Source organism: Shimia sediminis (assembly GCF_003990645.1).
GTDB classification, from domain to species: domain Bacteria; phylum Pseudomonadota; class Alphaproteobacteria; order Rhodobacterales; family Rhodobacteraceae; genus Shimia; species Shimia sediminis.
Genome location: NZ_RYZK01000002.1, coordinates 297,950 through 321,123, shown reverse-complemented (window position 1 = coordinate 321,123; position 23,174 = coordinate 297,950). Strand labels below are relative to the sequence as shown.

Below are 23,174 nucleotides of genomic sequence, written 5' to 3'. Positions count from 1 at the left end.
TGTTCCGACCTTAGCCCAAGAGCTTCGCCTCGTGTGCTTTCAGCGTCAGGCGGGCTGCGGTGAAGCTGTCGAGGCCCTCGCGCTTTTGCAGCTCGGGGAACAGTTCGTAGATCTCTGCGCGCTGTTCGTCACCCATGCTACCCATCGAGTATTCGCCGGGCTGGAAGCTTTCGCTCCAGGTGCCGTTAGCCAGAACCACCTCGTGATTGTCACAGAGGAAGTGGACATACTCGACACCGCCGGTTTCGACCTGATGCACACCGGCCATATGGGTCAGGTGCTTGGCCGCCACCAGAACTTCGCTTTCCTCAAAGAGAAGTTGCGATTGCTGGCTGACCATCAGCATACGGTGGTTGGGCGAGACCATCATGTCGCGATCCGGCAGGTTCGGGCCCAGTGAGTCCTTGCGGATCATGACCGGACGCAGGTTCGGACGCTGCAGCAGGTTGCGGCCCGAGATCGGTTTGCTGCCCACCCAGCAGATGGTTTGCAGGCCGTTGTCACGGGTCACCACGCGGTCGCCCACTTTCAGCGATTCCACTGGCACTTCGCCCGATGGGGTCAGGATGCCTGTCCCCGGGGTGAAGCAGATGACGTTCTCGATCTGGGCAAAGGTGATCGTGCCGGACGGGTTGTTGAACTCGTCCAACAGCGTGATCGTGCCGCTTTCACTGGTGGTGCCGTTCCAGGTCGGGTCGGTTTCATCGTAGTCGACCGAGAACCAGCCACCCGGCGGGATCGAACTTTGCAGGTCGATGGTGTCATTGTCGACGCCACCTTCGCCACCGATGACGGTGTCGCCATCGCCGAGGCCCTGGAAGGTATCCTGATCGTCGCCACCAAAGGCCAGGTCGATGTCGCCGTCATCGCCACCAAGCTGGATGGTGTCGTCGCCGGTCCCACCAACAACCAGATCGCTGCCGTCGCCGCCATCAAGGAAGTCGCTGCCGGTGTCGCCGTAGAGACCGTCATTGCCGGTGCCGCCGGTGATCGAGTCATCCCCGTCGCCGCCGTCCAAAACATCCGAGTCGGCGCCGCCGTCGATGGTGTCGTTGTCGTCACCACCCGAGATCTGGTCGAAGCCGTCACCGCCTTGGAGGCTGTCGTTGCCGCCTTCGCCGCGGATGATGTCATTGTCTGCGCCGCCATCGACCTCATCGTCGCCTTCGCCGGCGATGATTTCGTCGTCGCCGCCCAGTCCGAGGATGGTGTCGTTGCCGTCAAGCGCGATCACCGTGTCGTCGCCCGCACCAACCGAGTCACCGTCACCGTCGACGTAGCTGCCGTCGATCAGCTCAGGACCATTGGTGCCGTCAACAACGCCCGGGCCGCTTGTGGGCTCAAAGACATCCGAACCGGAGGTTGCAACAACCGTTGGAACATCGTCACCAGAGCTCAGAGACTGCAGGAACTCTTCCGGGTTCGGCAGGTCTTCGACGTAGATGACGTTCTCGACATTCTCAAAGGTCGAGGTGCCGATGGGTGTCAGCGTGTTCAGATCGTAGTAGGTGATCGTGCCCGCTTCGGGATCCAGCGGATCATACTCGATGACGGCATTACCGTTGATGACCAGCGTGTCAAAGTCGTCGCCGCCTTCACCGCCGTCCACGTGGTCGCCCACGCCTACTTCGATGAACACGTCGCGATCGTCGCCACCGCTCATGTCATCAGCGCCGTCGCCACCAATGAGGCTGTCGCCACCGGAGCCGCCAACAAGGGTGTCTTCGCCTTCGCCACCAAAGAGGAGGTCAGCCGCACCGCCAGCGGTGTTGCCTTCGCCAGTGGTGCCGTCGCCGTAGATCTCGTCGTCACCTTCGCCGCCAGCTACAACGTCACTGCCGTCGCCGCCGATAACGCTGTCCGCGCCGTCGCCGCCGTAGACAAAGTCGGTGTCCGCGCCGCCGTCGACAGTGTCGCTTCCGTCGCCACCGCCGAGGATGTCACGACCCGCGTCACCGCTGATGTCATCTTCGCCTTCGCCACCAAGGATCAGGTCGGTGTCATCGCCACCGGACAGGGTATCGTCGCCGTGGTCACCAGAGATGATGTCCACGCCAGCGCCGCCATCGACGCTGTCGTCGTCGATGCCCGCATCGATCCAGTCGTCGCCGGTGCCACCCATAATGGTGTCATCGTCATCCTGGCCATAGATGGTGTCGTTACCGGCACCGCCGTCGATCAGGTCGCGCCCATTCTCGGGCTCGGGATCGGGGCCAAAGGTGTCGTTATCATCGCGTATGTTCAACGCGTCCGGGAAGATCGGATCGAGACCACCATAGATAAGGTCGTCGTCGTCGCCACCGTCGATGGTATCCGAGCCTTCGCCGCCCACGATGACGTCGGCACCTGCGCCGCCGTCGATGTCGTCGGCATCAACACCGCCGTCAATCACGTCGTCTCCGGTGCCACCAAGGATGGTGTCCGCATCATCGCCGGTCGAGATGGTGTCATTGCCCGCGCCGCCGTCGACAAAGTCGCGGTCGTCGTCGGGATCGCCGTCAGGCGCAACCGGCGGAACGGGGCCGTAGCCCGGGAAGCCGAGGTCGGGCAGCTGATCAGCGATATCGCCGGTGCCGGCTTCGATGATGTCATCGCCATCGCCACCTTCGATCGAGTCGGAGCCTTCACCGCCTTCGATGGTGTCGTCACCGCCCTGACCATAGATGTCGTCGTCACCGAGGCCGCCGATCAGCTCGTCACCTTCGGGATCATCCGGTACAGTTGTTGACAGGGTATCAAAGAACACATCGGTGATGTTGACGTGGCTGGTGTCACCGCCGTCATTGCTGTGAATGATCTGGATACTCGACACCGGGCCGGGAATTTCGACCAGGATCGAGTTTTCATCGGCGCTGTTTGACCCGGAATTGCCGGTTGCAGCTGCTGTGTCGTCCCCTGCCACACCGTCTTCGTCCGTAAGGATCAGGTCGGTGGGGTTGCTCGAGGTCAGTTCGACCTCGATGGGGTTGCCATCAACGTCAAATGCCAGGATCTGCACAACCGAGTCATGGTCGATGTCGTTCACACGGAAATCGACGTTGGCGACCGGGTCAGAGAATTCGAGCTGATAGGTGATGCTCTCACCGTCGTTGTTCAGCTGCGATTCCGCCGAGCTGTTCTCGTTGACGGTTTCACTGCCGCCATCGATGTCATCGACGTTCTGCGTGTCGGTCTCAAACTCGGTCTCAGCACCATTGTTCGAGATTTCCGAGTAGGTTACGACAACCGACCCTGTATCTTGCGAATAGAGTGGATCAATCGATTCACCGTCGGCGATACCGGTGCCGGTGGCAGTTCCGGTACCCGTACCTGTACCTGTACCCGTGCCGGTTCCCTTGGTGCCTTTAGTGCCTTTTGTCCCCTTGGTGCCTTTGGAGCCCTTGCTGCCGGACCCTGACGCCTTGCTGCCGGTACCAGTGCCTGTACCGGTCGCGGTGGCGCCAATTTCGCTCCAGTTGAAGCTTTCGCGACCTACGACGATGCCTTCTTCACCAAAGCCACCGTAGATCGTGTCGTCGCCTTCGCCGCCGTCGATCGTGTCGCTGCCGCCTTCACCAAAGATCAGGTCGTCGCCGTCATCGCCGAAGATGGAGTCATCGCCGCCGAGGGCATCTGTGCCCGACGGGGTCACATCAAAGGCGATATCGGTCACGTTGATGCCGGTATTATAGCCGCCTTCCTGTTCGTGCACGATTTCCCAGCTCGAAACCGGGCCGGGGATAGTGACCAGCAGCGAATGCTCGTCAGCCGAGTCGACTGTGTAGTTGTTGTCGATGCTGGTCGCGGTTTCATTGCCCGCAACGCCATCATTGTCCGACAGCGACACGCCAGAGCCGGGATCCGAGAGGACAACCTCGATCGGGTCTCCGTTTTCATCATAGGCGCGTACGACAACTTGACCATCGCCATCGAGGTCGTTGATGCGGAATTCGACGTTTTCAAGAGGGGTGTCAGATTCCCACTGGTAGGTGGCTGAGTTTGAATCGCCATTCAAGACGGACGAGAGAGAGGCGTTCTCGTCGACATCTGAATCCAGATCATCAGTGTTTTGGGTCGAGGTTTCGTACTCCGTGTCCACGCCTGCGCTTTCCGCCACAGTTGTGAAAGTAATGGAGGCGCTACCCGTGTTCTGAGTAAAGTTGCCCGCGTCATTGCCGTCGCCAAAGCCGGGACCGTCCGCCCATTGGAAGATCTCGCGCGTCGAAACGTCGACACCGCTGTCACCGTGAATGGTGTCATTGCCTTCGTCGCCGTGGATGGTGTCACCACCGCCCAGACCGTAGACCAGATCATCGCCTGTTGTAATGGAATCGCCGTCGCCGTCGGTATAACCGCTATCGATGGTATCGTCGTTCTCGGTGCCCTCGACAACACCAGGACCAGTAGGATCAGCCATAGTAACCTCTTCTCAAACACGCGTCGCCGCAAGCTGGAGGCACACATCAAACGGACCACTCCATTCGCTGCTCGCACTCCTGCCGGTTGCATCGCGTAGATGCATATAAATTTTTGGTTGGCCGCCCCGAGCCACATTTCGCCCCCCAGTCGGACGTGTCTCAAATATGCAAGATTCGGGCCGTTAACGAAACCAAAACATGCCGCAAATCGTGATATTTGGCAGTTTTTGATTAATTTTTATCAAGAGCAGCCCATGTTTTTGCGGGTGGGAAATGTGACATTGTTTCCGATATTGAACAAAACAAGAGCTCTAACATATTGGACTCACTGCATGAATCGGGGCGTCTTTGATGGTCTTGGGCAAAAATGCAGGCAAAAGTCGCTTTCAACCTGGCTTTGTGTTTCCGAATGAGAACCAATTGAAACTGCCCCAGCGTCACGCAACCGTGACACGCCTAACACAGGTCACCCATGGGGCGATCGGCGCGTTTTGGAAACAGTTCAGAGGGGAATCGGCGATTGTCCACCGCGGGTCGACAAAGTTGATTCGGACTCGCAGCGCGTGTGACTCACCTTGGCGTCGATTCTCTCACCGGGGCGTCATAAGTAAGGAGCAGGCGATCCCGGACCACCTCGGTCTCAAGGGTTTGGCCGTCCATCTGGAAGCGCTTCAGCATCGAGCGCCCGATGTTCACGAAATGCTCGTGCTCGAACAGGTCATCGGGGAAGGGTATGTCGCAATAGGTATTGCCGGACTTTTTGGTGCCGTCGATGCTGAGAGCAACATGGACGCCTCGGGACTTGGCGTCGGCAATGGCCTGCATGAGGTCTTCGAGCCGAAATCTCTGGGCGCCATAGAGGATGCTTTGGGAATGCGCATAAGGCGGGTCACAATAGATCAGATCGCCCGCGCCTGCGCGCGCGAAGGCCTCGAGATAGTCGAGGCGTTCAAAGCGGGTGCCCGCGATGCGCGGTTTCCACATCTCGACGCGGCGCGCGAATTTCTCGGGTTTGATCACCGGGTGACTGCCCATGGGCGTCGACATCAGCCCGTCTTTCTTGCGGAAGCGCACGACGCCGCCATAACAGGCGCGGCTGAGGAACAGGAGGTCGGCGCCGTTGGGCGCGGCATTGTAATCCGCCTTGATCTTCTCATAGCGCTCCAGGTGATCTCCGGCCTGAAACCAGTGCCAGCGGTCGCTGTACCATGATTTGAGCGTCTCCGGGTCTTCGGCGAGGCACAGCCAGATCTCCATCAGCGGCGCAAAAACATCCGAGGCCACCCCGCGCGATGGCGCCAGATTGGCAAGCACGCCGGCAGACCCGAGAAAGGGTTCAAAGTAAGTGCCGTAGCTCTTCGGGAAATGCGTGATGATCTGGTCGGCATAGCGCTGCTTGTTGCCCACCCACTTGATAAGTTGCGTCTTGAACGGGGTGATGGTGCCGGTTTCGCTGTCGCGCAGATCGTTCAGGTCTGAAAACAGCGAAGGTTGCATGGGTGTCTCGTTTTCCGGCAGGTCGGAACAACATCGCTGTCGATTGCCGGGGCTGCAAGGAAAAAGACTTGTTTGAAAGCGGGGGCTGGGCAAACTGAATAGGGAACAGGAAGGGAGACAGGAGATGCGCGAACGAATTGCGGGCCTTGCGGCGGCAGTGATGATGATGGTGGCTTCCGAAGGTCAGGCGTTGACCTTCAAGGAAGGTGGCGATGAGTCGATGAACTGCATGGCGACTTTCGAAGGCCAGTTCCAACCGGGAGATGCCGAAAGGATGAAAACCTTTCTCGGGGACTGGTGGGCGCGCAACAAAGAGACCTATCAATACAACATGCCACGCCTGAGCATCTGCCTGAACAGCCCCGGCGGTTCCTTGTCCGAGGCGGTCAAGATGGCGGATGCATTGGTAAAGACCTACTACTCCATGTCCAATCTTGGCACGGCCGTCCCCGCAGGCGCAGTGTGTGAAAGTGCCTGTGCGGTGTTCTTCATGGCGGGTGGCCGGGAAACCGAAAGCGACGTTGGCCGTTTGCCCGACCGCAAGCTTCATGTGAACGGGACGCTGGGATTCCACGCGCCTGCGATCGGATTGTCAGACCGGTCCTACAACAAGGACGAGGTCGACCGCGCCTTTAAGATCGCCATTCTGTCGATTGGCGAGGTTGCAAAGCGGATGGACATGCTACGTCTGCGCCACTCGATCCTGCGCACCATGCTCGAGACCCCGCCGGACAGTATGTATCGTGTAGAAACCATCGCGGATGCGGCCCATTGGAATATCGAAATCGTTGGCCTGCCGCTGATGCGGGACTTTGGCCCGGGCAATATCGAACAGGCCTGCAATCTCATGCACCGCAGTTATGAACCGGAGGATGGGATCACCGCCACGAACTTTTCCAGCCAATCTGGCCCGGAGCAGAGCAATGAGCACGACACGAGTTACTTTGGCCGCGAGGGTCAGTATTCGGCCTATGGGGCGACGCGAGAGTCATTCTTAAAGTACGAAACCGTGGACGGGCAGATCGACTTTACCACCGACAATGGCGAAGATCTGACCGAGATCGGTTGCTCGGGTTACGTGGAGATCAACTCTTTGGACATGGCCGCGGAAACCCTCAACTCGAACAATTGGTTCATGAGTATGCCCAATTACTGGATGTACCCGGGCGAAGCGAGTTTCAAGCAGCTGATGGCGGCGGCCGGAGGCGAGAGTGAGATGCCCGCACAGGCTGTCCTGCGCAGCGTGAATTGGTCCTATAGCGGGCGCTGTCGTGTGTTCAAAGGTGACACGAGGATTGACGATGAACCCTGCCTGATCGAAGGCAACAAGGTGCTGAACGCTAAGTTGCAGACCAAAGCGATCCTCAAATTCAACTGGCCTTCGGGGGGCGTGACGGTTTTGGAGGCAGGCGAAGAGGGGCAGTTGTTGAACGGAGCCAAAACCGGCAGCGTTTACCCCAATCCCGGAAATCTGGATTATGGCGAAAATGAATGCCTGAAGAGCAAGAAAACCGGCAATACGTTTTGCTATACTAAAGAGAAGTGAGGTGAAACTGGACGCTGTGCGCGTTGGTGCTATGTGCAAGCAGGGCTAAAAAACAGCGTTGCAAAGAAAGCCAACTTGGCAAGGGTGTAGAACCCGGACTGGTGACAGGGGGTAAACCTTTGGTAGTCTTGGATTGATTCGAAGGAGCGGACATGTCGATAAAAGGGATCATAGCCATTGCCTTGATAGGGGTTGCGACATCGGTGTCGGCGCAGTCGACGTTGTCTTTGGATGACTTCGATCTGAGCCCGACTGCCACGTCGCCAGGCACTTCGGCCAATACCAGCCTGGACCTTAACCCCGAAACCACGCCTGCCTCGGAAATGGAGGCGTGTCTGTTGGATCAGTCCAGTTGTGCAAACGCCGAATACAAAACCACCGACAGTATTTCACTGGATGACGTGGTGAACCTGGGAATCGTGGATCATGAGGAGGTCCAGCCGGAACCGGTCCTAAGCTCTTCGACGACGACCGGCAATGCAAACTCTAGCAGCGTCGCGGTCAGTCAACCAAAGCCACAGACGCAATCGCTGCCGACCATCGACATCGAAATCCTGTTTGATTCCGGCAAGGACGATGTGCGCTATGATCAAGAGACCAAACTGCGTGAGCTCGCGGGTATTCTGGCGTCAGACCAATTCAGTGATTATCGTTTCCTGTTCCTTGGGCACACGGACGCAAAGGGGAATGAGGATTTCAATTGGACGCTGTCGCAGCGTCGCGCTGAAAGCGTGGCACGGGTGGTCCGCATCTATACCGGCCTGCCATCTGAGCGGGTGCTGGCCTCGGGCATGGGGGAAAGCCGGTTGAAAGACCCGAACTTCCCGCTGGCAGGTATCAACCGACGTGTACAGCTGGTCCTGTTGCCGCGCTGAATATTACCATCTGGGATGGTTGGGTGCTGTTGACCCAAGGCCTCGGGGGGTAGCGGGCCACGAACAGTGTCTCTGTGCCTAGAAGATCCTCTCAGCTCACCGTTTCGATTGCGGCAGAGAAACCTACGCCTGTTCTGGACGAAGAGAATTTTCTAGAAAATTCTCGCTGGGGCAAATCCTTCTAGAAGGATTTGCGACGGGTGGTCAAAGAGGATGCGGTTCACTGTTTCCGGTAAGCATCAAACGGGTTGCGAACGGCCTGATCTGGCCCCAAGCCTCTCAGGGGCCAGCGGTGTTGCGGTGCGTGGGGTGCCGCTAATTGATCTCAAAAGAATTGAAGCGAAACTCTGCGGGCGAAAAATTGCGGGTCTCGTGCAGGCCGGAAAGGGTCCCCGCATTCACCTGCCCAAGAACCGCGCGCAGCGACGCGACAACATCTGCCTCTTCGGTCATGCCCTCGGGTTCACACATGAACCCCAGCTTGTTTTCACCCAAGGGGTCTTTTTCCTCGACCACCAGCCCATAGCGCGAGCCGGGTGAAATCTCGTAGCGCATCTGCCCATTGCTGAGGCTGGTAACCCGGAAAAAGTTGCGTGGGATTTGCGTAACCTTGCCTGTTGGGCCGAGGTTTACAAACAGCGGCTGGCAGGACGGCGGGACATCCGCCACGACCGAGATTTCCTCGCCCGCGGTGGCACGCGCGGGATAGACGGTCAGCAGCGTCGCCAGAAGTTCTTTTTCCTTGGTGCCGCCTTCGGTTTGACGGAAATAAAACTCGCGCTTCATCTGCGAAAGCTGTTGCGGACGTTGTTCGCCATAGGTCTCTTCCAACACATCCTTGGTGACGCGCTTCATCAACACCGAAACCTCGGTATTGGGTGTTTTGATGTGGCGGGCCAGGGCGCGGGCAAAGGGCGAATTGCTGCCAGCCCCGTCCGAGGCCACCGAGTTTGGCAGTGTGGCATAGGTGATCATCATGTCGCCTTCGGGGCGCACCACGGCGAAGCCGCGTTTCACCGACACGCTACGGCTGGCGCTCATCGAGCGTTTGATCATGCGTTCTGCCCAGGGGTTATTGCGACAGGCATCCAGAAAGATCAGGCTGATCGGGACCGGTTTCAGGATGTCGATAATAGTATTGAGCGAAATGGTTTCGCGTTCGATCGAGGCCTCGGATTGCAGCACGGCGTCGGTGGGCACGAGGTAGTTGATACCATCTTTTTGCAGCCCGTGTCCGGCAAAGTAGAGCGCAACCACGTCGGTGTCGTCATGCTGAGTTGCCAGCTTGTCCAGCGCCGCGCCAAGCTCGTCTTCGCCGGCATCAATCAGTATCTCGGTCTCGAACCCCATGGCACGGAAGGATTGCTCCATCAGCACCGCGTCGTTGTCGGCATTCGGCAGGACGCCCGCGGTGTCATACGCGGAATTGCCGATAATCAGGGCGAAACGTTTTTCAGCAAGCGCTGCGGTGGTCGACAACACAAGCGACAGAAACAACAGGGTCATTCGGGCAAGCATGGCGGTCCTCTGTTCAAGCGGCCCGTCTAGGTTCGCCAATGTGGCGGCGAAAATCAACCGCGACCATGACTGCACCGCTGAGTTTTCGCGAGGTCTGCAAAGATTTGCGGAGCGATCACATATCCGGGGAATGGCGCGGAGAATGGGAGATTGCCCTTTTGTACAGGGGGCGGGGGCTGAACGGCGATGGTGTCTTTTGGGGATCGCTGACGGGTCGGAGATTTGTCAAATACGACATCAAAACGCCGCGCATGGGTCAGACCCCGGGAAAGCGGACACGCAAATGTGGCCGGACAACAAAACGGAAAGCGTGTGTCATGAGCAACAAGGTCATTTTGGTCATCATGGATGGTAGCGGCTATGAGGCCGCGCTGTCGCAGTGTGGATATCTTGAGGGCGCGGTCGAGCTGGGTCAGGCGCGGCGGTGGAAGATGATTACGGCAACCCCGAGCCTGTCCGGTCCGATGTATGAGACCATTCACACCGGGCTATGGCCACATGAGCACGGCATTGTCTCGAACGAGGGCATGCGCGCCTCGTCCAGTGACAACATCTTTTCGGTGGCACGGGCCGCGGGCAAGACGACGGGGGCTGTGGCGCAGGAGTATTTCCACAAGCTTTATGTGGAACACCCCTGGGACCGGCTGCGCTCGGTTGAGCATAACGACCTGGGCAGCAACATCCAGCACGCGCGGTTCTATTCGATGGAGGGGTACGGGCCGATCAACGCCGTGGCGCCCGCCGAGATTGATCTGTGTGCACAGGTGACCCTCCTCGCCGAGGCGCACGCGCCGGACTATCTTTTGCTGCACAGCTGCTCGGCGGACACGCTGGGTCATACCTTTGGCGGCGACAGTGCTGAGTATCGCTATCAGGTCTGGATGATCGACAACGCGCTGTCGCGGGCGATCCCGACGTGGCGCGATCTGGGCTATGAGGTGATTGTGACGGCAGACCACGGGATGAATGCGGAAAAGCACCACGGCGGTATGGAGAAGATCATGCGCGAGGTGCCGTTCTACTACTTTGGTGAGGCCGAAGGTCTTCCGGAAGAGGGCGCAGAACTCAGCCAGCTTGGCATTGCGGCGACCGTGTTGAACCGGCTTGGGGTTGCTCCGGCACAAGGCATGCGGCCCGCATTGTTCTGAGGCTTGTTCGGACAGCCAGATGTGTCTGACTCGCTTGCCAACGGTTGCAAGCCGTTTCGAAACGGCTTGGGCAAGCGATTTCGAAATCGCTTGTCACGCAAATTCGTATTTGCGTTGTCCAAAGGGTTTCGAAACCCTTTTCCCCTAACTTTACGGGCGGGCTCAGTCCACGGTCAGGGAATAGCGATGAGGTGAAGTGCCGAACCGGTCGCGGAACCTTTTGGAAAAATGCGAAGTCGAGATAAATCCGCAGGCCGCGGCGACCTCGGTCACGGACATATTGGTTTCCGACATCAGTGCCCGGGCGCGATGCAGGCGCATTGTCATCAGGTGTTTGCGTGGGGAGGTAGACAGATACCGTTTGAACAACCGCTCCATCTGACGGCGCGAGATGTCAAAGCCATAGGCCACCTCGTCCAGGTTGAAGTCTTCGGCGATGTGCTCTTCGAGATAGTCGATGATCTGCACCAGTTTGGCGTTGCGCACACCGATGGCGGCGGCGGCGCTGGCCTTTTGCGGCTCTTCTTCGCTGCGCGGCGTGCGGTAGAGGCACATGTTGGCTACAGTGCCGGCAAGCTCGCGGCCAAAGCGTTCGTGGATATGCGTGACCATCATATCGGTGCCTGCAAAGCCCCCGGCACAAGTCCAGATGCGCTTGTCAAAGACAAAGACTTGTTCGGCGGGCTCAAGTTCCGGGTAAAGCTCACCAAAAGCGGGGATGTTTTCCCAGTGCAGCGTAAATGTTGATCCCCGCAGGATGCCCGCGCGGGCAAGTGTATAGGCCCCGGTGCAGACTCCCCCTACGGTTTGCCCTTTGCGCCAGAGCTGGCGGATAAGGTTGGAGATCCTGGACGACAGAGTTTGTTCAGGCAGCACCCCAGAGCAGACCAGCACCGTATCGTCGGACGGAATGTCGTCTAGGGTGCCATCCACGCCCAGCGGAACTCCGTTCGAACAGGTTACGGGCTGGCCGTCTTCTGAGACGCATTGCCAGCGGAACAGCTCTTTTCCGCTGACCTGATTGGCGACACGCAGAGGTTCGATGGCTGAGCTGAAGGCATTCATCGAGAGGTTTGGAAGCAGGATAAATGTAAAGCCCTGGGTCGCGTGGTCGCCTTTGACTTCGCAAAAGGCGACCCCACGCGGAACCCAGGAGCGGCTCATAATCCCAGAGCTTTGCGTTGCTCTTCGGCAAAGCCCTGTACGATGCGGTCTGCAACCAGGGCGAGGATTGCCATGGCAAAGCCCGCAGCAAGCCCGAGGCCGACATCCGCTGACCCGAGCGCGATGTAAATCGACTGCCCGAGTCCCGTGGTGCCGATCAGCGCGGCGATAACCAACATCGAGAAGGCGTAGAGGATCGTCTGGTTCACACCCAAGAGGATCGTGGGCACCGCATAGGGAATGCGCACCTCACGCATGATCTGGCTCCCGGTGGCGCCCGATGAAATCGCCGCTTCAATCATGTCGTCCGGCGTGTTGATCAGCCCGTGATGGGTGTAACGGATCATAGGCACGATGGCGTAGGCGCAGATCGCGAGAAAGGCCGAAAACTCACCAATCTGGAAGAACATCAGCACCGGGATCAGGAAGACGAACAGCGGGATCGTCTGCAGCATGTCGCAGATCGGGCGTACGACGCGCCAGGCCAGTGGGCTGACAGCGCACAAGAGGCCGACGGCGCCGCCAAGGATGGCACAAGCCAGCACCGAGACACCGGAGAGGTAGAGCGACAGGAGGGCGCGCTCCCACAGGCCCGAGATCAGGATGATTCCCATCAGCGAAGTGACCAGAACCGACAGGCGGATGCCACCCGAGACCCATCCCAAAAGGGCCGTGCCGATCATCACGAAAGGCCACGGCAGTTCGGCAATCCCGGTTTCCAGCGTGATCGCCAGCAGCAGCACGACCGCCCCGGCCACACCGCGCCCGCGCAGGGTCAGCAAAACAGCCAACACGGTCGCGCCACCCAGCAGGGCAAAGCTCATGTTCTGGGTCCAGGCAAAACCCCAGGTGAATGGCAGGACTGCGTTGTCAAAGCCAATGCGCAACGGCAGCATGATGTAGAACAGCACAGTGTTCTTGAACGTGTCCAACGTCGCGCCATTGGCGGCTGTGAACGCACCCAGACCGGCATCTACGCGGTCGGCCACACCGTCAAACCAGGCAAAGGCTGATGGCTCGGGCAGGTTGCCCCACATCAGCAAGGTAAAGGCGACCGCAATCGCCATGAGAATGCCGATGACCCGTACGTCATAGCGTTTGCGTTCCATTGCCAGTGCGCCACTCATACGGTCGATGACCATGGCGAAGACAACAATCACGAGACCGGCGAGAAAGGACTGACCAAACTGGGCCTTGCGCATGGTCAGCAGCACTTCCCAGCCGATGTCGTTGAAGCCGCCGATCACCGCCGCGATGATAACCATCGACAGCGCAGCCATCAGGCTTTGGTTGACGCCAACCATGATCTGCGTAGCGGCCGAGGGGATCTCGACAAGGAACAGCTGATGCATGCGGTTGCCGCCAGACATGACGGCGGCGTCCTTGATGTCGTCCTCGACGCGGTCCAGCCCCAAGAGCACGTTGCGCGCCATGGGCGGTGCGGCATAGATCGCCGAGGCGATCAGCCCTACCACGGGGCCAAAGCCAAACAGCACCAGAAGCGGTGTCAGATAGGCGAATGTCGGCACGGTCTGCATGATGTCCAGCAAGGCCTGTACCGGATGGCGAAACTTGGGCAGCTCGTAGGCGAGAATACCGATGGCCAGACCTGCAGCGAGGGCCAAAGGCACTGACACCGCCACCAGCGCGAGGGTGTTCATGCTTTCCACCCAATAACCCGAGGCCAACACGAAACTGAGACCAAACAGGCCAAGCGCGGCCATTCGGGTGCCGCCGAGATACCAGCCAATCGCGGTAACCACGGCAATCACAATGGGCCATGGGGTGGCGATCAACAACACGTTGGCCCATGTCATGGGATAGGCAAGCATCTCGGAAAACAGGCGGGCCGAGGGTTTCAGCCAGCTAAGGACCACGTCCATAAAGGCGCCTATCCACTCCGCGGCAGGAATGGTGAGGGCGGCAGGCCATTTCACCAGCCACGGCATGCTGGCGGCAAGCAGGATACAGACAAGCCCAACCAAGGCGCTGATCCAGCCCGCGCGCGCGCCGGGGCTGAGGGATAGTCCGGCCCCGTGACGGGGTTTGGTGTGGGATGAGGCTGCCAGGGTCATTGGTCAGTCTCGGCCTGAAGCGCAGCGGCCAGCTCATGCGGATGCACAAAGCCGACAACCTTGCCGTCATCGTCCTTGACCGGGACCGGTTCGTAGAGCGACATGCATTTTGCCAACGCCGTATCGATGGTCATGCCGGTCTTGAGGCCGGGATCATCGGGCATGTTCTCTGGCAGCGGGCTTTCGGTGTCCGTGACCGAGGCGACCTTGGCGTGGCGGCCCTTGGCGACGTCCTTGGAAAACTCGGCCACATAATCGTTCACCGGATGCAGCACGATCTCGGTCGGGGTGCCGATCTGCACGATCTCCCCGTCCTTCATGATCGCGATGCGATCCGCGAGTTTCAGTGCTTCGGTAATATCGTGGGTGATAAAGACGATGGATTTGCGCAGCGTCGCCTGAATGTTCAGGAATTCATCCTGCAACTGGCGGCGGATCAACGGGTCGAGCGCTGAGAAGGGTTCGTCGAGGAACCAGATGTCGGGGTTCACGGCCAGCGAGCGGGCGATGCCGACGCGCTGTTTCTGACCACCGGAGAGTTCACGCGGAAAGGCGCCTTCGCGGCCCTCAAGACCGACCAGTTTGATAACTTCGAGCGCGCGGGCAATGCGCGAGGCCTTGTCCTGGCCTTGCATCTTGAGCGGAAAGGCCACGTTCTCGGCGACGGTCATATGCGGGAACAGACCAAAGTGCTGGAATACCATGCCAAGCTTGTGGCGGCGCAGCTCGATCATGCGTTTCTTGGAGACTTTGAGGATGTCTTCGCCTTCGAGACTGATTTCGCCACCCGTGGCGTCAATCAGGCAGGAAATGGCGCGGATCATGGTGGATTTGCCCGAGCCGGACAGGCCCATAATGACAAAAAGCTCACCTTCGTGGACTTCAAAGTTGGCGTTCTGCACAGCCGGGATCAGGCCCCGGCTGCGCAATTCTTTAGCGGCTTCGCGGGAGTCGCCGCCGGATTTCTCCAACGCCTCTTTCAGGTTCTGTTCGGGGTTCTGGCCAAAGACTTGCCACACACCCTTACAGGTGATCGCTGCAGGAGCGTCAGAGAAATTCGACATGGGGACCCCTTAGTTTACCGCCGCGTCTACGACAGGTTTCCAGGCGCCTTCATTGGCGGCCATCCACTCGGACACGACGTCTTCGATGGCTTTGCCATCAACGTCGATGGCACCCATCATCGGTTGCTGCGCGTCGGTCGACAGCTGGTAGTTCACGAGGATTTCGTGAGCGGCGGGCCACTTGTCCTTGATGCCCGGCCAGCCGGCCTTGAAGATGCGGGCAGGCAGGAAATCACAGTCGCTGGTCGCGTTGGGGTTCGGCCCCCAGGATGCGTCCTCGTAGCAGGCGGCTTCACCGGCGGGCAGCTCCACGAACTTCATGTCATAGGCCGACATCGCCCAGTGGGGCTGCCAGAAGGTGATCAGAAGCGGCGATTTCTTCTCGGTCGAGGCGCGGATTTCGGTGATCAGAGCCCCTTCGGAGCCTGCAGGAACCGCTTTGTAAGGCAATTCAAGTGCGCCAAGACGGTCTGCGCCGGGAGTACCCCAGTCAGCCGGGTAATCGACCAGACGGCCCTGGGGAATGGTTTCAGCGGTGGCGAAGTTCATCGCACAATCGCGCAATGCTTCCCATGCGGGCAGGCCGGGGCAGAGTTCGGCGACGTGTGCGGGATAAGCGATGCCTTCTTTGGCGTCGAGGCCGAGATCGGACAGTTCTTCAACCTGGCCGGCGTCTTTCAACTGGTGGTACTGGTCCGAAACGTTGGATTCCCAGATCTCCATCGCGCCGTGGATTTCACCATCCGCGATGGCCTGCCACATGTTCATGTAGCCCGCGGTGACGTACTCCACCTTGTAGCCCGCAGCTACGAGCATTTCACCTGCGATTTGCGTGGCGACGTGCTGGCCGGTCCATTCGTTGACGGCGAGCTTGATGGGTTCGTCTACGGCACCAAGGTCGGCGGCCTGAACTGCAGAGGCGAGGGCCAGAACACTGACCCCGGTTGCTAGAAACTTCATTTTGTTCTCCCTGATTTTATTCGACGTTTAATTTATTGTACGGCGATTCAAATTATAGCAAGTTAAGATTTTTTGTTTTGCATGTTTTGGCCTGCATATTAACATTTCTCGCCATGGCCAGCTATTTGAACCCGTCCTTACACTTGCGTCTCATCGTGACGCCCAATTTCAACATGGCGGCAACGATGGGATTCGTCGATCCTTTTCGGGCGGCAAACTACCTTGAAGGGATCACGCTTTTCACGTGGGAGTTCGTGTCGGAAACCGGTGGCGAATGCCTGTCGAGCAATGGGGTTGGTATCGGGACCAAGTCGCTTTTGAGTGTGCGAGATGTGCCTGCGGATTTTCTGATCCTGTCTTCTAGCTGGACGCCAGAAGACTACGGGTCAGATGTTATCCAAACGGCCTTGCGTCATGCTGCGCGCAGGGGGGGCACGATCGGGGCCATTGATACCGGCGCCTTCGTGATGGCCAAGGCGGGTCTCTTGGCCGGACGCCGGGCCACCGTGCACTACGAACACATCGACGCCTTTCAGGAGCTGTATCCGGATGTTGAGGTCAGTGAGAACCTTTATGTGTTTGATGGCAACCGCATCAGCTGTTGTGGTGGCGCGGCCTCGGTTGATTTTGCGCTGCATATCATTCAAGGCATCCATGGCAGTGGGCTGGCCAATGCAGCCGCGCGCTACGTGTTTCATCCGAACCTGCGCGAGCGGGGCACGCCGCAGAACCCTCAGACACATGAGCCGCTGGGCAGTACAGTTCCCGAAGCGGTGCGTCGGGCGATCAAGGTGATGGAAGACAACCTTGAAGAGCCGATGCTCATCCCAGAGATCTGTCGTCTGGCCGAGGTTTCCCATCGCCAGTTGGACAGATTGTTTTCACAATATCTCAAGAAAACCCCAGCGCTCTACTATCGCGATATCCGACTGGACAGGGCGCGGGGACTGGTGACGCAGACCACGTTGTCGATGGGCGAGATCGCTGTTGCGTCGGGGTTCGCCAGTCAGGTTCATTTCAGCCGCGCCTACAAGGACCGTTTCGGATTGCCACCGATCAAGGACAGAATCGAAGGGCGTATCCCGTTCGAATTTCGCGCCTGGCCGATGCATAGAAAGCGCTCGAGTGACAGTTTTGGCGATTCAGGTTAAATCCAAGGCGCGTGGCGCTAAGACAGGCGGACGCTGGGGGCGCAATTCTGGGATTAGGGAGAAGGTCGATGACCACGCCCTTTCGGACAATCAGACGAGGACTGTTATGACTGAACTGCCTTCGGCCCAAGAATTTGAAGCTATCCACGCGGGCTATCACAAGAATGCCTCGCGCTCACTGTCCCTGCGCAAAGAGGCCTATGTCGAACAGAGCTGGCACAATGTCGATTTGAGCGCAATCATTGCCAGGACATGGCAGTGGGTCTGTCACATTGAAAAGGTACGTGACCCCGGATCGTACATGACCGTCGAGATTGCCGGCCATCCCATAGCGGTGGTGCGCGACAAAGAGGGAGACCTGCGCGCATTCTACAACGTGTGCAAACACCGCGCGCACGAGTTGCTGTCAGGTGAAGGCAACGCTACGCGCATCATGTGCCCCTATCACGCCTGGGTCTACAAGCTGGACGGCCATCTGGTACGGGCACCGCATACGGGGAACCTGGAGGGGTTCGAGCCGAAAGAGATATGTCTGGACCAGGTGCAAGTCGAAGAGTTCTGCGGTTTTGTCTATGTGAACCTCGACCCTGACGCACCGTCTCTGAGCGCGCAGACCGGCGATCTGGAAACCGAAATCCGCCATTGGGCACCGGACATTGAAAAGCTGACATTTGGCCATCGGCTGACCTATGACATCCGCTCAAACTGGAAAAACGTCGTAGACAATTTCCTCGAGTGTTACCATTGCCCGACAGCGCACAAGGATTTTTGCGACCTGGTCGACATGGACACCTACAAGGTGACCACCCATGGCATCTATTCCAGCCACATGGCGGATGCGGGCAATGCGCCGAACAGTGCCTATGACGTGTCTAATGCAACGGTGAAAACCCACGCGGTCTGGTGGCTGTGGCCCAATACCTGCCTGATGCGTTACCCGGGTCGGTCTTCGATGATCGTGCTGAACATCATTCCCGCCGGACCGGACCGGACGTTTGAAACTTATGACTTTTTTCTTGAGACACCCGAAGCCAACGAGGCCGAGCTGGACGCGATGCGCTATCTCGACGAGGTGTTGCAGGTTGAGGATATCAACATTTGCGAGAGCGTGCAGAAGGGTATGAACACCCCGGCGTTCCAACAGGGGCGCATTGTGAATGACCCGGATGGCTCTGGCATGAGCGAACATGCGGTGCATCATTTCCACGGGTTGGTGTTGGATGCTTACGAGACTGCGCGCCGGTGACAGGGCGCTTTATCATGAGGAACGCGACGAGATGACAGGAATGTTGCAGGGAAAGACCGCTTTGATCACCGGAGGTCGTGGAGGTATCGGCCGCGCGATAGCGGCGCGTTTCCTGCGCGAAGGCGCTGTGGTCTACGCCACGGACCTTTCCGAGAACGGATCCCTCGCCGAACATGACGATGATGGCAGCCGGTTCGTGAGGATGAATGTTGCTGACGAGGCCGAAGTGCGGTCCGCAATGGCCCGGGTTGAGGCCGAACGGGGCAAGCTGGACATTCTGGTCAACGCGGCGGGCATCGAGATCGAGAAGACCATCGAGGACACGACGCTGGAAGACTGGAACCAGAGTTTCGCGGTCAATGTCACGGGGACTTTTCTGACTTCGAAGTACGCTTTGCCGTTGCTGCGCAAGGCCGCAGCGGGCGGCAGTTCGGCGAGCCTCATCAACTTTGGCTCTTACGATGGGTTCATCGCGGACCCTGGTCTTGCCGCCTATTGTGCCACCAAGGGGGCTGTGCATGCGCTGACCCGTGCAATGGCCTGTGACCACGGACCAGAGGGCATTCGGGTGAACGCGATTTGCCCCGGCTACATCGACACACCGATGTTGCAGAGTTTTTTCTCCGGGGATGGCTCGGGCGCAGGTGGCAAGAGCATCGACCAGTTGCAACAGGCCGTGCGCGATGTGCACCCGATGCGCACCTACGGCACGCCCGAAGACATCGCCAATCTGGTGAACTGGCTTGCCTCTGACGAGGCACGCTATGCCAGTGGGCAGCTTTGGGTGCTGGATGGCGGGCTGTCGGCACAAGTGCAGCAGATGAAACTCTGAAGGAGGCGCGCCATGTCAAAACAGAAATCCGTCATTATCACTTGCGCGCCCACGGGCGGCATTCACACGCCGACAATGTCCGAGCACCTGCCCATTACCCCAAGTGAGATTGCCACTGCCAGTATCGAGGCGGCAGAGGCCGGGGCCTCGGTCATTCACCTGCATGCGCGCGATCCGGATACCGGCAAACCTGATCCGGACCCCGATCTGTTCATGGAGTTTCTGCCGCGCATCAAACAAGCCACCGATGCGGTGATGAATGTCTCGACGGGCGGGGGGCTTGGGATGAGCCGCGAAGAGCGCCTGCGCGCGGCGCTGCGGGCCAGTCCGGAAATGGCCAGCATGAACATGGGGTCGATGAACTTTGGCATCTTCCCGATGTTGGACAAGTATTCGAACTGGAAACATGACTGGGAGCCGGAGTTCCTGGGCATGACCCGCGACTTCATCTTTCGGAATACGTTTGCCGACATCGAATACGCATTGAAGGAGCTGGGTGAGGGGCACGGCACAAGGTTCGAATTTGAATGCTACGACCTTGGGCATCTCTACAATCTCGCCTGGATTCGCGATCAGGGATGGGTCACGGGCCCGATCTTTGTGCAGATGGTGTTCGGCATTCTGGGGGGCGTAGGGGCCGATCTCGACAACCTCATGCATATGCACACGATTGCGAACAAGCTGTTTGGCGATGAGTATGAATGGTCGGTGTTGGCAGCGGGACGCCACCAGATACCCTTTACGACGCAGAGTGCGCTGTTGGGGGGCAATGTTCGCGTAGGGCTGGAGGATAGCCTCTATATCGGGCCGGGTGAAAAAGCGGTGTCCAGTGCCCAGCAGGTCACCAAGATCCGCAACATCGTCGAGAACCTGGGCCTGAAAGTGGCCACCCCGGCCGAGGCGCGCGCGCGGCTTGGGTTAAAGGGTGGCGATCAGGTTGCATTCTGAGCGCATGGGAGCAAGCAGCATGGGCAAAGCTACAGCCATAGTGACCGGAGGCAGCCGGGGGATAGGGCGGGCCATCGTCGATCGGTTGCTCGATGAGGGGTTCAACGTTGTGACCTGCGGGCGCGGAATACGTCCCGCTGATCTGAATGCCGCGGTGCATTGGGTTCAGGCCGATGTTTCCCTGACCGGAGATGCCGCAACCCTCATCAAAGATGCCAATACAGTTTTTGGGCGTGTGTCGCTGTTGGTGAACAATGCTGGTGTGCAGGTCGAGAAATCCGTCGCAGACAGTGATGATGACGATTGGGATCTGGTGATGAACGTCAACTGCAAGGGCGTGTTCAACATGTGTCGCGTGGCGCTGGTGGACATGGCCGAGCATGGCGGCAACATCATCAACATCGGCTCGATATCGGGTATGGTGTCTGACCCGTCCATGGCGCTTTACAATGCGTCCAAGGCCTGGGTGCATGGGTTGACGCGGTCTATTGCGGTGGATCATGGCCCCAAGGTGCGCTGCAACGCGATCCGACCCGGTTGGATCATGACCGAGATGGCCGAAGAGGCCTTTGCACTGGCGCAGAACCCCAATGCCGCGATGGCAGATGCGTTGGCCCGCCATCCGATTGGGCGGTTTGGTGTTCCCGAAGATATTGCCAATGTGGTGGCGTGGTTGGCCTCAGATCAGTCGGCCTATGTAACGGGCGAGTGTTTCACTGTGGACGGCGGCATGACGGCAGCCTCTCCCCTCAATCCAGGATTGTTCTGATGGAATTTGCACACACGGCCTGTCTGGGTGGCGGGGTGATCGGGGCCAGTTGGGCCGCCTTGTTTCTGGCGTCCGGGCGTTCAGTGGCCCTGTTTGATCCGGCATCGGACATCGAGGTATCGGTGCGCAACTACATCGAAACCGCATGGCCAACGCTCACAGACTTGGGGCTGACCGAAAACGGCAACCCGGATGCGATCTGTTTTCTCAAGACTGCCGCCGAAGCGGTGGCAGGGGCCGCGTTCATTCAGGAAAATGTGCCGGAACGCCTGCCGATCAAACACGCGACCTTTGCCGAGATAGAACCGGTGCTGGACAGGGGCGCTATTGTCGCCAGCTCGGCCTCTGGCCTGATGTTGAGCCAGATGCAGGGGGGCTGGCAAGATCCGGCGCGTTTTGTGTTGGGCCATCCGTTCAATCCGCCGCACCTGATCCCGCTGGTCGAGGTGCTGGGCAATGACCAGACCGCTGAGGGTGTGGTTGATGAGGCGCAGCGATTCTATGAAGCAGTGGGCAAGGTCACAATCCGTCTTAACAAGGAAAAGAACGGGCACGTGGCCAATCGTTTGCAAGCGGCCATCTGGCGCGAGGCGATCAGTCTTGTGATCGAGGGCGTGGCGAGCGTGGAAGACGTCGACAAGGCGATCTGGGCCGGACCGGGTCTGCGCTGGGCGGCGATGGGGCCGACGATGTTGTTTCATCTTGGGGCGGGTGAAGGTGGCTTGCAGGCCTTTTGTGATCACTTCTCGGACACTTTCAACGGTTGGTGGGATGATCTGGGGCAGGTCTATCTGACCGAGGACGTGGCCAAGACGCTGATCCGAGGTGTGGAAGATGCCGCAGATGGGCAAAGCCCTGCAGAGCTGTCCGCGCGCAGAGATGCCCTGATCCTGGCGATGCAAAAGGCAACATCGAGCCTGCGAAAGACAGATTAGGGGTTTTCGCACAATTTGCTTGGATCACGCGCCTGCTGCGGTAAGTTGGGGGCAATCAGTTTATCGGAGCATTTTCCATGAAGACCTCGGCCATTTTCGTTTTTGTTGCCTTGACGCTTGCCGCTTGTGGCATTTCCGACCCGAAGCAGCCTAACGCGCAGCTGCAGGGGCTTCAGGATCAGTGCACGGCCGGTGACATGAACGCCTGCTCTGATCTCGCGCATGCGGTCAAAAGCCAGTAACCAAGGTCTCTACCCGCTGTCATTGAGGGCCAGTGCAGCAATCTGCATGGCGGAATGCACGCCCAGCTTGGCGTAGGCCCGTTTGCGCAAGGTGCGCACGGAGTTGTCAGAGATGCCCAGTGCCACGGATGTACCCGAGACGCTTACACCGGTAAGCAAGAGGTCACAGACTTCGGCCTCGCGGGGTGACAAACGCCCAAAGAGTCCCACGTCGCGCGCCCGCAGCGCCGTGACACGCGCATCGGCAGCAAAGTGAAACGCCTCGGATCCGACGATCCGGTGACGCAGACCAACCAGCTCGTGCACCAGTGGCAGAACCTTGATCAACCGCGACACCTCGTCTTCGCTGAACCAGCCGGATTTCTTGCCGCGTAGGTAAAACGACTGAAACCCGGCGTTTTCGGTGCGGGAAGACACGGTAATGCGTTCTATCACCTCGTCGCGTTCGTAGATTGGCGAAATGGCATCTGTTGGTCCGGGGCGCCAGCGTTCAATGGCCAGCTCGTTGATCGGGGCCTTGCGGATGCGGGTGATGATGTCCTGTTTCAGAGCCTCGTCCGCCAAGATCGTGCGGGCATTTCGGTTGAACCAATAGCCACTCATCTCGCCCCCCCAGAGCGACAGAACCGGCGCAGGGCGTGACATGTCCGGGACAAGGAAGGCGCCGAAATTGGCGATTGCGGCGGCGTCGCGGATGTAACGCAGAAGCATGTCACCAAATCCGGGCCGACCAACAGATGCAACCAGTGTTGCAACCGGATCGCGCGGCAGGGGGCGGAGGGGAAATGTGTCACTCATTAGGGTGAC

Annotated in this window: 18 protein-coding genes; 9 read left to right on the top strand and 9 right to left on the bottom strand. The window is 58.9% G+C overall.

The window, feature by feature from the left end; all coding sequences use genetic code 11:
- Window positions 1-10: 10 nt before the first annotated feature.
- Window positions 11-4,396 carry a Hint domain-containing protein gene (locus EK369_RS06035; RefSeq protein WP_127112799.1) on the bottom strand — a complete coding sequence of 1,462 codons (4,386 nt, stop codon included), beginning with the start codon at window positions 4,394-4,396 and terminating at the stop codon, window positions 11-13.
- Between the two features lie 571 nt (window positions 4,397-4,967).
- Window positions 4,968-5,894: a DNA adenine methylase gene (locus EK369_RS06030; protein ID WP_127112798.1), complete on the bottom strand. Its 927-nt coding sequence runs from the start codon at window positions 5,892-5,894 to the stop codon at window positions 4,968-4,970.
- A 124-nt stretch (window positions 5,895-6,018) separates the two neighbouring features.
- Between EK369_RS06030 and EK369_RS06025 the strand changes: the two genes are divergently transcribed.
- Both EK369_RS06025 and EK369_RS06020 read left to right on the top strand, forming a co-directional pair.
- Window positions 6,019-7,440, top strand: a complete 1,422-nt coding sequence (locus EK369_RS06025) for a COG3904 family protein (protein ID WP_127112797.1) — start codon at window positions 6,019-6,021, stop codon at window positions 7,438-7,440.
- A 152-nt stretch (window positions 7,441-7,592) separates the two neighbouring features.
- Window positions 7,593-8,315, top strand: a complete 723-nt coding sequence (locus EK369_RS06020) for an OmpA family protein (RefSeq protein WP_127112796.1) — start codon at window positions 7,593-7,595, stop codon at window positions 8,313-8,315.
- A gap of 315 nt (window positions 8,316-8,630) precedes the next feature.
- Here EK369_RS06020 and EK369_RS06015 read toward each other — a convergent pair whose 3' ends face one another.
- The gene (locus EK369_RS06015) at window positions 8,631-9,821 is read right to left on the bottom strand and encodes a caspase family protein (protein WP_164726898.1); all 1,191 of its coding nucleotides are present in this window, start codon (window positions 9,819-9,821) and stop codon (window positions 8,631-8,633) included.
- Window positions 9,822-10,150: 329 nt separating this feature from the next.
- Here EK369_RS06015 and EK369_RS06010 point away from each other — a divergent pair, with 329 nt between their 5' ends.
- Window positions 10,151-10,981, top strand: a complete 831-nt coding sequence (locus EK369_RS06010; protein WP_164726896.1) for an alkaline phosphatase family protein — start codon at window positions 10,151-10,153, stop codon at window positions 10,979-10,981.
- Between the two features lie 162 nt (window positions 10,982-11,143).
- Here the strand turns inward: EK369_RS06010 and EK369_RS06005 are convergent, their stop codons facing one another.
- From EK369_RS06005 to EK369_RS05990, 4 genes are read right to left on the bottom strand one after another with little or no spacing between them, the layout of a single operon-like run.
- Complete coding sequence (locus tag EK369_RS06005) at window positions 11,144-12,145, bottom strand: GlxA family transcriptional regulator (RefSeq protein ID WP_127112793.1); 1,002 nt, start codon at window positions 12,143-12,145, stop codon at window positions 11,144-11,146.
- Window positions 12,142-14,220, bottom strand: coding sequence for an ABC transporter permease (locus EK369_RS06000; RefSeq protein ID WP_127112792.1), 2,079 nt, complete (start codon window positions 14,218-14,220; stop codon window positions 12,142-12,144). The genes EK369_RS06005 and EK369_RS06000 overlap by 4 nt, the downstream gene beginning before the upstream one ends.
- On the bottom strand, window positions 14,217-15,284 hold the full coding sequence (locus EK369_RS05995) for a quaternary amine ABC transporter ATP-binding protein (RefSeq protein ID WP_127112791.1): 1,068 nt from the start codon (window positions 15,282-15,284) through the stop codon (window positions 14,217-14,219). The genes EK369_RS06000 and EK369_RS05995 overlap by 4 nt, the downstream gene beginning before the upstream one ends.
- A 9-nt stretch (window positions 15,285-15,293) precedes the next feature.
- The gene (locus tag EK369_RS05990; RefSeq protein WP_127112790.1) at window positions 15,294-16,244 is read right to left on the bottom strand and encodes an ABC transporter substrate-binding protein; all 951 of its coding nucleotides are present in this window, start codon (window positions 16,242-16,244) and stop codon (window positions 15,294-15,296) included.
- Window positions 16,245-16,357: 113 nt separating this feature from the next.
- On the opposite strand from EK369_RS05990, the gene EK369_RS05985 reads away from it, so the two are divergent.
- The 6 genes from EK369_RS05985 to EK369_RS05960 all read left to right on the top strand — a co-directional run bounded on the left by EK369_RS05985 (window position 16,358) and on the right by EK369_RS05960 (window position 22,125).
- Entirely contained in the window at window positions 16,358-17,395 is a 1,038-nt protein-coding gene (locus tag EK369_RS05985; protein WP_127112789.1) for a GlxA family transcriptional regulator, read from the top strand.
- A 106-nt stretch (window positions 17,396-17,501) separates the two neighbouring features.
- Window positions 17,502-18,641: an aromatic ring-hydroxylating oxygenase subunit alpha gene (locus EK369_RS05980; protein WP_127112788.1), complete on the top strand. Its 1,140-nt coding sequence runs from the start codon at window positions 17,502-17,504 to the stop codon at window positions 18,639-18,641.
- Window positions 18,616-19,473: an SDR family NAD(P)-dependent oxidoreductase gene (locus tag EK369_RS05975; RefSeq protein WP_235871350.1), complete on the top strand. Its 858-nt coding sequence runs from the start codon at window positions 18,616-18,618 to the stop codon at window positions 19,471-19,473. The genes EK369_RS05980 and EK369_RS05975 overlap by 26 nt, the downstream gene beginning before the upstream one ends.
- 12 nt (window positions 19,474-19,485) lie before the next feature.
- Window positions 19,486-20,421: a 3,5-dioxohexanoate:acetyl-CoA acetone transferase gene (gene kce, locus EK369_RS05970; RefSeq protein WP_127112787.1), complete on the top strand. Its 936-nt coding sequence runs from the start codon at window positions 19,486-19,488 to the stop codon at window positions 20,419-20,421.
- Window positions 20,422-20,440: 19 nt separating this feature from the next.
- A complete protein-coding gene (locus EK369_RS05965) occupies window positions 20,441-21,190 on the top strand; it encodes an SDR family NAD(P)-dependent oxidoreductase (RefSeq protein ID WP_127112786.1) in 750 nt (249 codons plus the stop codon).
- Complete coding sequence (locus EK369_RS05960) at window positions 21,190-22,125, top strand: 3-hydroxyacyl-CoA dehydrogenase NAD-binding domain-containing protein (RefSeq protein ID WP_127112785.1); 936 nt, start codon at window positions 21,190-21,192, stop codon at window positions 22,123-22,125. Before EK369_RS05965 ends, EK369_RS05960 begins: the two co-directional genes overlap by 1 nt.
- Here EK369_RS05960 and EK369_RS21970 read toward each other — a convergent pair.
- Window positions 22,122-22,349: a hypothetical protein gene (locus EK369_RS21970; RefSeq protein WP_127112784.1), complete on the bottom strand. Its 228-nt coding sequence runs from the start codon at window positions 22,347-22,349 to the stop codon at window positions 22,122-22,124. The two genes, EK369_RS05960 and EK369_RS21970, sit on opposite strands and share 4 nt — an antisense overlap.
- Window positions 22,350-22,376: 27 nt before the next feature.
- On the bottom strand, window positions 22,377-23,165 hold the full coding sequence (locus EK369_RS05950; protein ID WP_127112783.1) for a helix-turn-helix domain-containing protein: 789 nt from the start codon (window positions 23,163-23,165) through the stop codon (window positions 22,377-22,379).
- Between the last annotated feature and the right edge of the window lie 9 nt (window positions 23,166-23,174).